At 68.5% G+C, this 14,785-nt stretch carries 11 protein-coding genes; 7 read left to right on the top strand and 4 right to left on the bottom strand.

Annotation, left to right across the window (positions count from 1 at the left end; translation table 11 throughout):
* Nucleotides 1–244: response regulator transcription factor (locus FJV41_RS28015; RefSeq protein ID WP_141645630.1), on the top strand; the 244-nt coding region annotated here is incomplete at its 5' end.
* Nucleotides 245–378: 134 nt separating this feature from the next.
* Nucleotides 379–936 (top strand): peptidoglycan-binding domain-containing protein, encoded by a 558-nt coding sequence (locus FJV41_RS28010; RefSeq protein ID WP_141645629.1) that lies wholly within the window; start codon nucleotides 379–381, stop codon nucleotides 934–936.
* Between the two features lie 66 nt (nucleotides 937–1,002).
* Here the strand turns inward: FJV41_RS28010 and FJV41_RS28005 are convergent, their stop codons facing one another.
* Nucleotides 1,003–2,169: a glycoside hydrolase 5 family protein gene (locus FJV41_RS28005; RefSeq protein ID WP_246137456.1), complete on the bottom strand. Its 1,167-nt coding sequence runs from the start codon at nucleotides 2,167–2,169 to the stop codon at nucleotides 1,003–1,005.
* Nucleotides 2,170–2,283: 114 nt separating this feature from the next.
* Here FJV41_RS28005 and FJV41_RS28000 point away from each other — a divergent pair, with 114 nt between their 5' ends.
* Both FJV41_RS28000 and FJV41_RS27995 read left to right on the top strand, forming a co-directional pair.
* The gene (locus FJV41_RS28000; RefSeq protein ID WP_141645627.1) at nucleotides 2,284–3,165 is read left to right on the top strand and encodes an ABC transporter ATP-binding protein; all 882 of its coding nucleotides are present in this window, start codon (nucleotides 2,284–2,286) and stop codon (nucleotides 3,163–3,165) included.
* A gap of 13 nt (nucleotides 3,166–3,178) precedes the next feature.
* A complete protein-coding gene (locus tag FJV41_RS27995; RefSeq protein ID WP_141645626.1) occupies nucleotides 3,179–6,784 on the top strand; it encodes an ABC transporter permease/M1 family aminopeptidase in 3,606 nt (1,201 codons plus the stop codon).
* An 18-nt stretch (nucleotides 6,785–6,802) separates the two neighbouring features.
* Here FJV41_RS27995 and FJV41_RS27990 read toward each other — a convergent pair whose 3' ends face one another.
* From FJV41_RS27990 to FJV41_RS27980, 3 genes are all read right to left on the bottom strand, one after another.
* The gene (locus FJV41_RS27990) at nucleotides 6,803–7,333 is read right to left on the bottom strand and encodes a DUF2378 family protein (protein ID WP_141645625.1); all 531 of its coding nucleotides are present in this window, start codon (nucleotides 7,331–7,333) and stop codon (nucleotides 6,803–6,805) included.
* Between the two features lie 127 nt (nucleotides 7,334–7,460).
* Entirely contained in the window at nucleotides 7,461–8,564 is a 1,104-nt protein-coding gene (locus FJV41_RS27985; RefSeq protein ID WP_141645624.1) for an ankyrin repeat domain-containing protein, read from the bottom strand.
* A 75-nt stretch (nucleotides 8,565–8,639) separates the two neighbouring features.
* Nucleotides 8,640–9,512, bottom strand: a complete 873-nt coding sequence (locus tag FJV41_RS27980) for an AraC family transcriptional regulator (protein WP_141645623.1) — start codon at nucleotides 9,510–9,512, stop codon at nucleotides 8,640–8,642.
* 179 nt (nucleotides 9,513–9,691) lie between these two features.
* On the opposite strand from FJV41_RS27980, the gene FJV41_RS27975 reads away from it, so the two are divergent.
* Genes FJV41_RS27975 through meaB form a run of 3 tightly spaced genes read left to right on the top strand, consistent with a single transcriptional unit; the run spans nucleotide 9,692 to nucleotide 14,774 of the window.
* Nucleotides 9,692–11,605, top strand: a complete 1,914-nt coding sequence (locus FJV41_RS27975; protein ID WP_141645622.1) for a methylmalonyl-CoA mutase subunit beta — start codon at nucleotides 9,692–9,694, stop codon at nucleotides 11,603–11,605.
* Nucleotides 11,605–13,794 (top strand): methylmalonyl-CoA mutase, encoded by a 2,190-nt coding sequence (gene scpA / locus FJV41_RS27970; RefSeq protein ID WP_141645621.1) that lies wholly within the window; start codon nucleotides 11,605–11,607, stop codon nucleotides 13,792–13,794. The genes FJV41_RS27975 and scpA overlap by 1 nt, the downstream gene beginning before the upstream one ends.
* Nucleotides 13,791–14,774: a methylmalonyl Co-A mutase-associated GTPase MeaB gene (gene meaB, locus FJV41_RS27965; protein ID WP_141645620.1), complete on the top strand. Its 984-nt coding sequence runs from the start codon at nucleotides 13,791–13,793 to the stop codon at nucleotides 14,772–14,774. Before scpA ends, meaB begins: the two co-directional genes overlap by 4 nt.
* Nucleotides 14,775–14,785 lie beyond the last annotated feature (11 nt).

Here is a 14,785-nt window from a genome sequence, read left to right as displayed (position 1 = left end):
CCCCACTCCCGCCGCGGCGAACCCCTCCCTCGAAGAGCCCCTGCTCAAGCCCCTGTCGGACCGCGAGCGCGAAATCCTCCAGCTCATCGCCAAGGGCGTCTCCAACAGCGAAGCCGCCCGCCTCCTCAGCCTCAGCAAGGCCACCATCCGCACCCACCTGGAGCACATCTACCGGAAGCTCGAGGTGACCAACCGCGTCGAGGCCGTCACCGAGGGCATCCGCAAGGGCCTCATTTCGGTGTGACGCGACATTTTCAAGCAGGGCCTAAAAACAGACATTCCCCGCTTTATCCCACTTAAGCCGCAACTCACGGACATAGGCGCCGATAACCCTCTTGTACGAAGCCTTCCGCCTTCGGCGAGAGAAAGAGGCCCTCCATGCTCCAGGTCGGTACGCGCGGTTCGGATGTGACGCGGCTGCAGAAGACCCTGGCCAAGGCCGGTTACAACCCCGGCACGGCGGACGGAATCTACGGCGCGAAGACGAAGGCGGCGGTGACGGCCTACCAGAAGCAGCACGGGCTGAAGGCGGACGGCGTCGTGGGCAACAACACGGGCCGCTCCATCTTCAACTCGCGCAACCAGGACATGTGGGACGGCAAGCCGGATGGCACCAAGGGCCCCGGCGGCGTCCCGGGCAATTTCCCGGTGAACGGCACCAACCGCCAGAAGCTCGACTTCGCGTCGAACCTGGCCCGGCAGATGGGGCTCACCATCACCTCCACCACGGGTGGCCAGCACACGCCGGGCTCGTACCACTACAAGGGCCGCGCCATCGACGTGGCGGGCAGCCCGGCGAAGATGGCCGAGTACTACACGCGCCTTGCGGGCACGAAGCCCACCGAGCTGTTCTATGACCCGAAGGGCGGCATCAAGAACGGCACGCCCATTGGCGCCATCGGTGGCCACGGCGACCACGTGCACGTCGCGTACTGAGTCCCCGTCACTGTCGTGACACCTTTGGCCCGGTGGGAGCACGACTCCCGACCGGGCCTTCGTGTGTCAGGGCCTCGCCGCGCCCGCCGCTTCCACGACGAGGTCGGCATAGCGGTTGGCCGGGTCCTCCGGCCGCGTGCCATCGCGGAAGTAGAACGTGTGTTCGTCCCACGCGTCGGGCCGCGCGTCGTTGGCGAACATCCACAGCGCGCCAGCGCCCACGCCTGACTTGCGCATGCACTCCAGCCAGCCGCGATACAGCGCGCGGCGCTGGGACAAATCCAGGGCCCCTTCGTTGCGCAGCCCCAGCTCGCCCACGAACAGTGGCTTGCCCAGCCCCCGGGCGATGTCCGCGTGCTCGCGAATCCACCGCGCTCCCGCCTCGGCCATGTCCGCGTCGTCCAGGCCCCAGGACTCCGGATAGAAGTGCACCGACGCGAAGTCGATGTACGGCGACGCGGTGTTGCGCGTGAAGCTGGAGCCGGGCGTGCGCAGCATCGTCGTGCCCGCGCGAGCCCAGAAGGCGCCGTCGTAACCCTCCGAGGACGGCTCGAAGCCTTCCTCTCCCGTCCCCACCTGATGGCCTGGCGCGCGGGACTTCACCTCGCGCGCCACCTCATCCACCCACGCCCGCATGCTCGCGCCCTCCGCGTCCAGGCCCCGGCCGCGAGGCTCGTTGAGCAGCTCCCACGCGAGCACCGCCGGATGGTCGCCATAGCGGATGCCATCCTCCGTGTTCACCCGCTCCAACATCCGCGCGATGTGCTCCTTGTAGAGCGCCACGACGACGGGGTCGGTGAAGAAGCGCGGGTCGCCCTGAATGGGAGAAGGCAGCCCCGCCCACGTCACATACTGGCGAGTGCCACCGTAGGCATCCCAGTAGTTGCCGAGCGTGAGCACCAGCCTGACGCCATGCACGCGCGCGCGGGCGAGCACCCGGTCCAACCCTCGCAGGGCGACCTCGTCGTACTGGAGCGGCCCCACCTGGATGGTGCTGTCGCCCACCTTCTCCGGCGCTTCGTTGTGGCCATTGGTCCGAAGCGCCACGGCGCCGAGCGCAGCCGTCTTGGCCAACACCTCCTCGACGATGGGTGACTCATGCAACCCACGGCGCACGTCGCGTGCGGCCTCCTCCTGGAGGAAATAGGAATTGAGCACCATGCTGCCCACCGGCAGGCGCTCCAGGCGCAGGGGCTCGGCGCTCCCACAGTCGGCCGCCGCTGCCTCCAACATCACCGGCTCCCCTTCTCCACACGCGCACAGCAAGAGGACGGGCGCGAGGCAGGGACTCCAACGCGGCGAGAACATGGAGCGCATGGTAACGGATGGGCTAGGTTGATGCCCGACATGGAGCTCCGACTCGAAGGCGTGTCCAAGACGTACCCCAATGGAACGCGGGCGTTGCACGACGTCTCCCTCACCATTCCGCGCGGCATGTTCGGACTGCTCGGCCCCAACGGTGCCGGAAAGTCGACGCTCATGCGCAGCATCGCCACGTTGCAGGACGTCGACGGCGGAACGATGACCTTCGACGGCATCGACGTGCGCCGCGACAAGGACAAGCTGCGCGACGTGCTGGGTTTCCTGCCCCAGGACTTCGGCGTGTATCCCAAGGTGACGGCCTGGGACATGCTGGACCACCTCGCGCAGCTCAAGGGCCTGTCTCAGCGCGGCGCGCGCCATGACGCGGTGAAGGCGCTGCTCACCAAGACGAACCTGTGGGAGCACAGGGACCGACGGCTCGGCGGCTTCTCCGGCGGCATGAAGCAGCGCTTCGGCATCGCCCAGGCGCTGCTGGGAGACCCCAAGCTGCTCATCGTCGACGAGCCCACCGCCGGCCTCGACCCGGCCGAGCGCTTCCGCTTCCACAACCTGCTCGCGGAGATCAGCGCGGACGTCGTGGTGCTCCTGTCCACGCACATCGTCTCGGACGTGGCGGACCTCTGCCAGAACATGGCCATCCTCGCCCAGGGCAACGTCGTGGCCAGCGGACACCCGCTGCGACTGGTGGACGCGCTGCAAGGGCGCGTGTGGAAGCGCTTCGTCACGAAGCAGGAGGAACTGGACGCGTTGACGAAGGAGCTGGAGGTCATCGCGGTAAGACGCGTGGCCGGCCAGCGGTTGGTGCACGTCCACGCGGAGAGCGCACCGGCGGGCTTCGAGCCCGCGAGCCCCGACCTGGAAGACGTCTACTTCCACGCGCTCTCACGCGCGTCGAAGAAGGCGTGAGCGAGGACACCCCATGTTCAGCGCTCTCGTGACATTCGAATTGCGGCGCCGGGTCAAGATGCTCTCGACCTGGATCTACGCCGCCGTGCTGGCGGGCGCCGGCATGCTGTTGATGATGGCCACCGGTGGCGTCTTCCGCAGCGTCTCCGCCAGCTCCGGCTCCGAGCGCGTGCTGGCCAACAGCCCGCACACGCTCCTGGGATTCACCACCACCATCGCCCTGTTCGGCCTCTTCATGGTCGCGGCCATCTTCGGACAGGCCGCGCACCAGGACTTCGGCCACGGGACGTGGATGCTCATCTTCACGAAGAACGTGAAGAAGACGCCGTACCTGCTCGGCCGCTTCCTGGGCGCGTACCTCTTCAGCGCCGGACTGATGCTGGCCATCATCCCCGGCCTGCTCGTGGGCGCCGGCGTCGTGTGGCTGGTCGACAAGACGCAGCTCGCTCCGCACCAGACCCTCGCCTACGTGTGGCCGTACCTGGTGGGCGTGTGGCCCACGCTGTTCTTCGCGGGCACGGTGTTCTTCTCACTGGCCGCGCTCACGCGCCGCATGGCCCCGGTGTACGTGGGCATGGTGGTGCTGGTGCTGGGCTACCTGGTCATCAGCTCCGCCATGTCGGACGTGGCCAACCAGGAGCTCGGCTCGCTGTTGGACCCGTTCGGGTTCACCACCATCGAGACGGTGACCCGGTACTGGACGCCCGCGGAGCGCAACCGGGACCTGATTCCGTTCACCGGCTGGCTGCTCATCAACCGGCTCGTGTGGAGCGCCGTGGGCGCCTTGCTGCTGGGCCTCACGGTGGCGCGCTTCCGGACCACCGTGGAGGAACACAGCGGTGCTCGCCCCGCGGCACGCGAGGAGACGCCCGCCGTGCCCGTGGCCATCCCCACCACGCGGCCCGCGCCCACGTTCGGAAGCTGGGTGCGCACGGCCCTGGCCTCCGCGTGGCTGGCGTTCCGCGACGTGCTGCGCTCGCCGGTGTACTGGTCCTTCGTGGTGGCGGGCCTGGCCTTCGTGACCATCGCCTCGCTGATCTCCAAGCAGATCTTCGGCACCGCCACCCTGCCCGTGACGTGGCAGGCGCTGGAGATGGCCACATCCACCTTCCATCCCTTCGTGCTCATCACCCTGACGTTCTACGCGGGGGAGCTGGTGTGGAAGGAGCGGGACGCGGGCCTGGGTGACATCGTCGACGCGACGCGGGCTCCGACGTGGGTCGGCTACTCCGCGAAGTTCGGGGCGCTGCTGCTGGTGGTGCTGTCGCTCAAGGGCGTCGTCGCGCTCGCGACAATCATCTCCCAGGTGAGCCGGGGCTTCTTCGACATCGAGTGGTGGCTGTACTTCACGGACATCCTGCTGCTCGACTTCACGCACAACATCCTCCTGTGCGTGCTGGCCTTCTTCGCGCAGGTGCTCATCCACCACAAGTACGTCGCGTACCTGGTCATGGTGCTCTACTTCGCCTCGCAGGCCGCGCTGGGGCTGCTCGGCATCGAGGAACCGCTGGTGCGTTATGGCTCGGAGCCCTCGGCGCCCTACTCGGACCTGAACGGCTATGGCCACTTCCTGGCCTCGGTCGCGTGGCACCGCCTGTACTGGTACGGCCTGGCCACGCTCATGGTGGCCGCGGGCGCGCTGCTCGTCGTTCGGGGACGTGGAACGGCCTGGAAGGAGCGGCTCGCTGAAGCGCGGGCCCGCCGCACCCCGGCCTGGACGGTGACCGCCATCCTCGCGGCGCTCGTGTTCGTGGGGACTGGCGCGTTCATCACCTACAACACGCGCTTCCTCAACCCGTACGTCACGGCGAAGGACAGCGAGCGCGCGTTGGCTCGCTACGAGAAGGACTACAAGTCCTTCGCCGCCCTGCCCCATCCGCGCGTCACCGCGGTGGACGTCACCTTCCACATCCACCCGGAAGAGCGACGCATGGAGGCGCTGGGCACCTATCGCGTGCGTAACAAGACGGAGCAGCCCATCTCCCAGGTGCTCATGGAGCTGCCGCGCGACGCACGCGTGCGCAAGCTGTCCCTGGCGGGCGTGGACACCCCGGCGAAGCGCGACGAGTCGCTCGGCCTCTTCGTCTTCCAGTTGCCCACGCCGCTGGCTCCCGGCGGCGAGGCGGACCTGGTGTTCGACCTGGAGTACGCGCCGCGCGGCATGAGGCATGGCTCGACGCGCACGGACATCGTCGAGAACGGCACCTTCTTCAACAGCGGCAACCTCCCCACGCTGGGCTATCAGGAGGACGCGGAGCTGGTGGAGGACGGTGACCGCAAGGAGTACGGCCTCGCGCCCAAGGAGCGCCTGCCGGACCGGGATGACCCGAAGGCCAAGGCCAACAACTACATCACCCAGGACGCGGACTTCGTCAGCTTCCAGGCCACGGTGAGCACCTCGGCGGATCAGATCGCCATCGCCCCCGGCTACCTGGAGAAGGAGTGGACCGAGGGGAACCGGCGCTTCTTCCGCTACAAGATGGACCAGCCCATCCTCAAGTTCTACTCGGTGCTGTCCGCGCGCTACGCGGTGGCGCGCGACACGTGGAAGAACGTGGCGCTGGAGATCTACCACCACCCCACGCACGTCTATAACCTGGACCGGATGATGCGGGGGATGAAGGACACGCTGGAGTACTGCACGGAGAACTTCGGGCCGTACCAGCACCGGCAGGCCCGCATCCTGGAGTTCCCCCGCTACGGTGCCTTCGCGCAGTCCTTCCCCAACACGATTCCGTACTCGGAATCACTGGGCTTCATCGCCCGCGTGCGCGACGGCAGCCCCGATGACGTGGACTACCCGTACTACGTCACCGCGCACGAGATTGCCCATCAGTGGTGGGCCCACCAGGTGGTGGGCGCGCGCGCGCAGGGCAGCACGATGACGTCGGAGACGATGTCCCAGTACACCGCGCTGATGGTGATGAAGCACCGCTTCGGCGCGACGAAGATGAAGCGCTTCCTCAAGTTCGAGCTGGACGGCTACCTCATGGGCCGCGCACTGGAGCGGAAGAAGGAAGTGCCGCTGTCCCGAGTGGAGAACCAGATGTACATCCACTACCAGAAGGGCAGCCTCGCCATGTACGCGCTGCAGGACTTCATCGGCGAGGAGCGCGTCAACCGCGCCATGAAGCGCTACGTGGACAAGGTCCGCTTCCAGGGGCCGCCGTACACGGGCTCCGCGGAGCTGCTCGGCTTCCTGCGGGAGGAGACGCCGCCGGAGTATCAGTACCTCCTGGAAGACCTCTTCGAGACCATCACCCTCTACGACAACCGCGCGGTGTCCGCGACGATGCGGCAGAACACCCAGGGGACCTGGGACGTCACGCTCAAGGTCATCGCGAAGAAGTTCCGCAGCGACGACAAAGGCAACCAGACGGAGCTGGAGTTCTCCGACTGGATGGACGTGGGCGCGCTCGACAGCAACGGCGAGGCGCTGTTCCTGGAGAAGCGCAAGGTGGGCAAGGGGGAATCGGAGATCACCTTCACCGTGCCGGTGCAACCGGCCGAGGTCGGCGTGGATCCCCTCAACAAGCTCATCGACCGCCAGTCACAGGACAACGTGACGGAGCCCAAGGTGGCCGCGACGCTCGCGCTGGGGAGCCCCACCCAGCCCTGAGCAACACCTCCGAGGGCTTCACCAGCGAATGCGCAGGTCGAAGCCCTCCGTCTCATACCGTTCGACGTCCACGGTGACACTCAGGGCGCCCGCCTGCTTCAGGGCGCCCTCGCACGTGCCGGCGGCGGCCTCCGCGGGGAACGGGTAGTCGCGGAACTTCACCCGATAGTCCTGGGGCGCGAGCAGCGCGGTCTGGATGTTCACCGGCTCGAACACGGAGCTGAAGCTGAGCGCCACGCGCTTCATCGCCCGCTCCGGCCCGGCCACCTTGAGGGCCATCCCCACCACGCGCCCCACCAGCGTGTCGAAGTACTGGCGGAGCAAATCCCGTCCCATCTCCCGCTGCGCCTGCTTGGACGCGAGCCCCCCATACGTCGTGCGCAGCACCAGCGCCTGACAGGCCAGGAACACGGAGCTGGGATAGCTGGCCCGGGGCTTGTCCACGTCGTAGCCCGCGGCGAGGAACTCGGCGCGCATGGCCGCGTCGGGATTCGCACAGCGGACCAGCGACTCGAACAACGTGGACTGGACTCTGACCTCGGTCGGCATGTGGGGCGACACCCTAGGGGAGCCGCGTCATCCGGTCATGACGCGGTGGTTCAAGACGTGGGCAGACCTTCGCCCCACCCTCGACCGACAGCAGCGAGGCCCCGCTCACTCGGCTCCCGAAGGCGCGCTAGGAATCCACCCGCTCCGAGACCTCGAAGCGTCCCGCCGTGACGACGTGCTTGTCCTCCACGACGAGCTTCGCGGCGCGCAGGGTGCCCCGGACCTCCAGGGCGTAGTCGTTGTACTGCGCCGTGACGTGCGTGGCCTCCAGGTTGCCGCCGATGATGACCGGGCCCTGGGACTTGAGCGTCTCGCAGGTGAAGTCACCACCGACGAACAGCGAGGCGCCTTGGGGGTTTGCGGCCCCACCCTTCACGGTCAGGTTGCCCGTCACCATCAACGCGCCGACCTTCAGCGGGCCTTCGACCTCCAGGTTGCCGTGATGGACGTAGCTCGACTTGGAGACCTTCTTCACCTTCTTGTCCTTGGGCGGCTCCGCGATGGCCGCCTGGATGAGCCCGATGCCCGCGAAGACGAGGTCCGGGTTCATCGAGGACTGTTCCTCGATGCCCTCGAAGAACGCATCGATGGTGACGAAGTGCGCCTCCACGAAGACCGCGTCCATGATGAGGCGGAGCTTCTCCCACGAAGCGGGTCGCACGCCCGGCGGCGCGGCGCCTTGGAGATAGCGGACGACCTTCTCTTCCGACAGGCCCTTGGGCTTCTTGGGCGGAGGCGGGCGCTGGGACTTCGTCGGCAGCAGCAGCTCCACCAGGAGGGCCGGAACCTTGCGGCTGTGTCGCGAGGTACGCGCCGCGCCCAGCACGCTCTGCCCTCCCGGAGTCAGGCCGCGAGGGTCCGCGCCCTGCTCGATGAGGAACCGGACCACGCGGTCCGCGCCGAACTCCGCCGCGCGGTGCAGCGGCGTGTCGTAGCGGTATGGCGCGAGGAGGTTGGCGCCGTACTCCTTCAAGAGCTGGAGGAGCTCCACGTTGTTCTGGGTGACGGCGAGCAGCACCGGCGTGTGCTGGTTCTGGTCAACGAAGTCCAGGCTCACACCCCCGGCGAGCATCTGGCGGATCTTCCCGAGCGCCACCTCGTTCTCCGCACGCTCCTTGGCCAAGCGCTCGTCGAAGCTGTCCGCTTCGTAGACCTGAACATGGTCCTCGAGGTGTTTATGGCTCTGGACTTGTCGGAAGAGTTTGGTCAGCTCGTACTGCTGTTCCGTCATGGTGTGTGGCCTCGGCGCTTCGCGAATCCATCGCGTGACTCGGGCGTGAATGCAACCCCGGACACGGGCCGTGCCTCAGTCCGCGCGCGTTCCACCCAGCGCGGGCAATCGCCGACGGAGGAACTCTCCAGGAGGACCTCCCGTGAACTGCCGGAAATCGCGAATGAGGTGGGCTTGATCGAAGTAGCCCTGCTCCAACGCGAGGCGGGCCTGGCTCTCCGCCGCGCCGGACTTCAGCACCTGGATGACACGGTCGAAGCGGATGAGTCGCGCGAGCAGCTTGGGCGTCAGGCCCAGCTCCTGACCACATCGCGCGATGACGTGCTTCTGGCTGAAGCCCAGCTCCCGGGCCAGCTCGCCAATCTCCACCTGTCCGCCACTGGCGCGCAGCCGCTGCCACGTCCAGATGATGACGGGTGAAGCCTCGGGCGCCGTGAGGATGCGTGAGAGGAGGAGCTGGTCCAGCAGCGCGAAGCGGGCCTCCCAGGACGGCGCCTCGACGAGCCGCTCCGTGAGCAGCGGCCCCTCCGCGCCGAGCACCGACTCCAGTCCGACGACCTGCCGCGCGAGGTGATGCAGCGGCATGCCGAAGAACCGTCGTGCGCCCACGGGCGTGAAGTTCACCTGCATGCCGTTCATCGACCCGGCCGTCTCGGTGATGGAGTACCCGTCATCCAGCCCCGCGACGAAGCCGACCGGATGTCGGCCGAGCGGTCGCCCCGTCCTCGGGTCGACGATGCGCAGCGGCGGGCCGAAGTCGATGATGAGCACGACTTGCGGCGCGGGAAGCTCGCGTCGACGCACCGGGCCAGGGGTGGATTCACGATAGCCGCAGTAGTCGTGGACGTGCTCGCGCAGTCGGGCGTCGGGCGTGCCGAACACCAGCTCCCAACCACCCTGCTCGGAGGCCTGCCGGACCACTCGCGCATGGGGGCTTTGCGTGGTCATGCGGCACCCTCCGAAGACACGCCGTGTTGACGCCTTAGCATGGCCACCGGTGCCAATAAGGGACTTCCGGTGCCCGCCAACAAGGACCGCCTTCACCTCGCCATTGCCGCGGCCCGTTTTTGCGCCTATGGGACGGGAACGGCCCGTCCCACGGTGCCACTCCCCTGCGAGGACACAGCATGTCGCAAGTGCCTCTTCACATCGCCACCGAGTTCCCGGCTCGCTCGCTCGAAGAGTGGCGCCGACTCGTGGATAAGGACCTGAAGGGCAAGCCCTTCACGTCGCTCCAGTCGCCGCTGGAAGGCGGGCTGACGCTCCAACCCCTCTACGCTTCCCAGGACGCCGCGCCGCCGCCCCCGGGCGTCGCGCCGTACGTGCGAGGCACGCAGGCCCTGGGCCACACCGAGGGTGGATGGCTGGTGTGCCAGGAGTACGCCGAGCCCGACATCGCCGTCGCCGCCGAGGCCATCCGCAATGACCTGGAGCGCGGCACACTGGCGGTCTGGCTCTGCCTGGGCCCCACTCGCGGCATCCCCGTGAAGGACGAGGCCACGATGGAGCAACTGCTGGCCTCAGTGCTCCTGGCCCGCACTCCCGTGCACCTGGAGTCCGAGGCGGCGCCCGTCTCCATGGCGTCCCTGCTGTTGGGCGTCGCCACCAAGGCGGGTGTGTCGCGCAAGGCGCTGAGCGGCTCGCTGGGCATCGACCCGCTGGGCATCCTCGCTCGCACCGGCGCGCTGCCGGGTGGCGTCGACGCGATGTTCACCGAGGCCGCGCCGCTCGTCACTTCGCTGAGCGGGAGCGCGCCGGAGCTGCGCGCGCTGCTCATCTCGACGCGGGCGTACTCGGACGCGGGCGCCACGTCGGTGCATGAGCTGGCGTGGGCCATCGCCACGGGCGTCGAGTACTTGCGCGGGATGGAGCGCGCAGGCGTGCCGCCGGAGGTCGCGGCGCGCTCGGTGCAGTTCGCGCTGTCCGTCGGCGGACAGTTCTTCCCGGAGATCGCCAAGCTGCGCGCCGCGCGGCTGCTCTGGGCCAAGGTCGTCGCCGCGTCGGGCGGCTCCCCCGAGGCGCAGGCCATGCGGCTGCATGCGCGCACCGCGAGCGCCACGAAGACACAGCGCGACCCGTGGGTGAACATCCTGCGCGGCACGGCCGAGTCCTTCGCAGCGGTCGTCGCGGGCGCGGACAGCATCAGCACGTCGCCCTTCGACGAGCCGCTGGGTGCTCCCGATGAAGGCGCGCGCAGGCTCGCGCGAAACACACAGCTCATCCTGCGCGACGAGTCCAGCCTCAACCGCGTCGCGGACCCGGCGGGCGGCAGCTACTACCTGGAGCAGCTCACCACCGAAATCGCGCGAGCGGCCTGGACGGAGCTGCAGCGAATCGAAGGCCTGGGCGGCATGGAGAAGGCGCTCACTCAAGGCGATATCGCCCGCGTGCTCACGGAGACGCGCGCGGCGCGGGACAAGGCCGTGCGCACGCGCAAGCAGCCCATCGTCGGAGTGAGCGAGTTCCCCTTCCTGGGTGAGACGCCCGTGAAGCGCGAGGCCCGCAAGGCCTTCGGCGTCGAGAATTCCGCGCGAGTCCCCGGCGTCACAGAGGGCGCGGAGGTGAGCAGGAGTGTGGGCCTCAAGCCCTCTCGCATCTCGGAGCCTTTCGAGCTGCTGCGCGACGCGAGTGATCGCACGCTCGCGGCGAAGGGCCAGCGCCCCACCGCGTTCCTCGCGAGCCTGGGCGCGGTGGCGGAGCACACGACACGGTCCATGTGGGTGGTCAACGCGCTGGCCGCGGGAGGCATCGAGTCGCGCGAGAAGCACGGCTTCGCCGACCCCGCCGCCGCCGTGGCCGCCTTCGCGGAGTCCGGCGCGGCCCTCGCGGTCATCTCCGGACCGGACGCGATGTATCCGGAGTGGGTGCCCGCGCTGACCAGCCAGCTCAAGGCCAAGGGCGCACGCGTGGTCGCCGTGGCGGGTCGTCCTGGTGACAACGAGGCCGCGTTCCGCGCGGCTGGTGTGGACCTCTTCATCTACGCGGGAGCGGACCTGTTCTCGCTCCTGTCCTCGCTGCACGCGCAGCTCGGAGTGGCCTGATGCGCACCCACGTCCCGAACTTCTCCGGCATCGACTTCGACGCACCCGAGACGCAGGCGCCCACGCCCGCACTCAATGCGCAGGGCAGCCAGGCCGCCACCAGCCGGCGCGACGCCGAACACTGGGACACGCCCGAGGGCATCCCGGTCAAGCCCGTGTACACGCGCGAGGACCTGGCGGACGTCGAACACCTGGGCTCGCTGCCGGGCCTGCCGCCCTTCGTGCGCGGCCCCTACTCCACCATGTACGTGCAGCAGCCGTGGACGGTGCGCCAGTACGCGGGCTTCTCCACGGCCGAGGCGTCCAACGCCTTCTACCGGCGCAACCTCGCGGCCGGTCAGAAGGGCCTGTCCATCGCGTTCGACCTCGCGACGCACCGGGGCTACGACAGCGATCATCCTCGCGTCGCGGGCGACGTGGGCATGGCGGGCGTGGCCATCGACTCCATCAAGGACATGCGCATCCTGTTCGACCGCATCCCGCTCGACCAGATGAGCGTGTCGATGACGATGAACGGCGCGGTGCTGCCCATCCTCGCGCTCTACGTCGTCGCGGCCGAGGAACAGGGCGTCAAGCCCGAGCAGCTCAGCGGGACCATCCAGAACGACATCCTCAAGGAGTTCATGGTCCGCAACACGTACATCTACCCGCCGGGCCCGTCGATGCGCATCATCGGCGACATCTTCCGCTTCACCGCCGAGAAGATGCCGCGCTTCAACAGCATCAGCATCAGCGGCTACCACATGCAGGAGGCGGGAGCGACGCAGGACCTGGAGCTGGGCTACACGCTCGCGGACGGCGTGGAGTACGTGCGCGCGGGTCTCGCGGCGGGCCTGGGAGTGGATGCCTTCGCGCCCCGACTGTCGTTCTTCTGGGCCATCGGCATGAACTTCTTCATGGAGGTGGCGAAGATGCGCGCGGCCCGGATGATCTGGGCCAGGCTCATCAAGGGCTTCAACCCCAAGAGCGACAAGAGCCTGGCGCTGCGCACCCACTCGCAGACCTCCGGCTGGAGCCTCACCGCGCAGGACGTGTACAACAACGTGGTGCGCACCTGCGTGGAGGCGATGGCCGCCACCCAGGGCCACACGCAGAGCTTGCACACCAACTCGCTCGATGAAGCGATCGCGCTGCCCACCGACTTCAGCGCGCGCATCGCCCGCAACACCCAGTTGTATCTCCAGCTCGAGAGCGGGACGACGCGCGTCATCGACCCGTGGGGCGGCAGCTACTACGTGGAGCGGCTCACCCACGAGCTCGCGCAGAAGGCCTGGGGCCACATCCAGGAGGTCGAAGCGCTGGGTGGCATGACGAAGGCGATTGAAGCGGGCCTCCCCAAGCTGCGCATCGAGGAGGCGGCGGCCCGCACGCAGGCGCGCATCGACTCCGGCCGTCAGGCCATCATCGGCGTGAACAAGTACCCGCCCGAGCGCCCCGACAACATCGAGATCCTCAAGGTGGACAACTCCGCGGTGCGCGAGGCGCAGATCGCCCGGCTCAAGGAGCTCCGCGCGGAGCGCAACGCGGAGGAAGTGCGGCGGAGGCTGGACGCGCTGACGGAGGCGGGCCGACGCAACGAGGGCAATCTCCTGGCGCTGGCCATCGACGCGGCGCGGGCGGAGGCCACGGTGGGAGAGATCAGCGACTCGCTCGAGAAGGTCTTCGGGCGCTACGAGGCCACGGTGCGAAGCGTGTCCGGCGTGTATTCGAGCGAAGCAGGCAAGGACTCCCAGGGAATCATCCAGGCGCGCGCCGCCGCGGACGCGTTCCTCGCGCGGTTCGGCCGTCGGCCGCGCATCCTCATCGCGAAGATGGGGCAGGACGGGCATGACCGGGGACAGAAGGTCATCGCCACGGCCTTCGCGGACCTGGGCTTCGACGTGGACATCGGCCCGCTCTTCCAGACGCCCGAGGAGTCCGCGCGTCAGGCCGTGGAGAACGACGTCCACGTCGTCGGCGCCAGCTCCCTGGCCGCGGGCCACCTCACGCTGGTGCCGCAGCTCAAGCGCGCCCTGCGCGAGCTGGGCCGCGAGGACATCATGGTCGTCGTCGGCGGCGTCATCCCGGCGCAGGACTATGACGAGCTTCGCGCCGCGGGCGCCGCCGCCATCTTCGGCCCCGGCACCGTCATCTCGAAGGCCGCGGTGGAGCTGCTGGAGAAGCTCTCGGCGGCACAGGAGGAGGCGTGAAGCTGCTGACGGCGGAGGCCTATGTGGAAGGCGTCCGCTCGGGCGACCGGTCCGTGCTGGCTCGTGCCATCACCCTGGTGGAGAGCGGGCATCCGCGCCACCAGTCGATCGCCCAGGAAGTGCTCACCCGGTTGCTCCCTCACACGGGTGGCAGCCGACGGGTGGGCATCAGCGGCGTGCCCGGCGTGGGCAAGAGCACCTTCATCGACGCGCTGGGCATGCACCTGGTGGGCGAAGGAAGGCGCGTCGCGGTGCTCGCCATCGACCCGTCGAGCACCATCTCCGGCGGCAGCATCCTGGGCGACAAGACGCGCATGGCCCGGCTGTCGCGTGAGACGGCGGCCTATATCCGTCCCAGTCCCTCCAGCGGAACGCTGGGCGGTGTCGCGCGCAAGACTCGCGAGACGCTGCTCCTGTGCGAGGCCGCGGGCTTCGACGTGGTGTTGGTGGAGACGGTGGGCGTGGGCCAGTCGGAGACGGTGGTCGCCGACATGGTGGACTTCTACCTGGTGCTGATGCTCGCGGGTGCGGGGGACGAGCTCCAGGGAATCAAGCGCGGCATCCTGGAGGTGGCGGACATGCTCGCCATCAACAAGGCGGACGGTGACAACCAGCCCCGCGCCGAGCGCGCTCGCGCCGAGTACCGCGCCGCGCTGCACCTGATGCGTCCCGGCAACGAGCCCGTGGTGACGACGTGCAGCGCGATGGAGGGCACGGGCATCGCTTCGCTGTGGAGTTCGCTGGAAGCGCAACTGGACAAGCGCGTGGCCTCTGGAGCGATGGAGCAGCGTCGGCACGCTCAGCAAGTGGGCTGGATGTGGTCCATGGTGCAGGACGGCCTGCGGGCGGCCCTGCATGCGAACCCCACGGTGGCCGCCCTGGTCCCCCAGTTGGAGCACGACGTGCGTGAGGGCCGTGCCACGGCGACGTCCGCCGCACTGCGCGTCCTGGGTGCATTCCTCCCGGAATCGAGGGCTTGACAGTCCGCGTC

It is taken from the genome of Myxococcus llanfairpwllgwyngyllgogerychwyrndrobwllllantysiliogogogochensis, from assembly GCF_006636215.1.
GTDB lineage: Bacteria > Myxococcota > Myxococcia > Myxococcales > Myxococcaceae > Myxococcus > Myxococcus llanfairpwllgwyngyllgogerychwyrndrobwllllantysiliogogogochensis.
The sequence above is the reverse complement of the archived record's forward strand: the minus strand, read 5'-3'. Positions and strand labels throughout refer to the sequence as shown.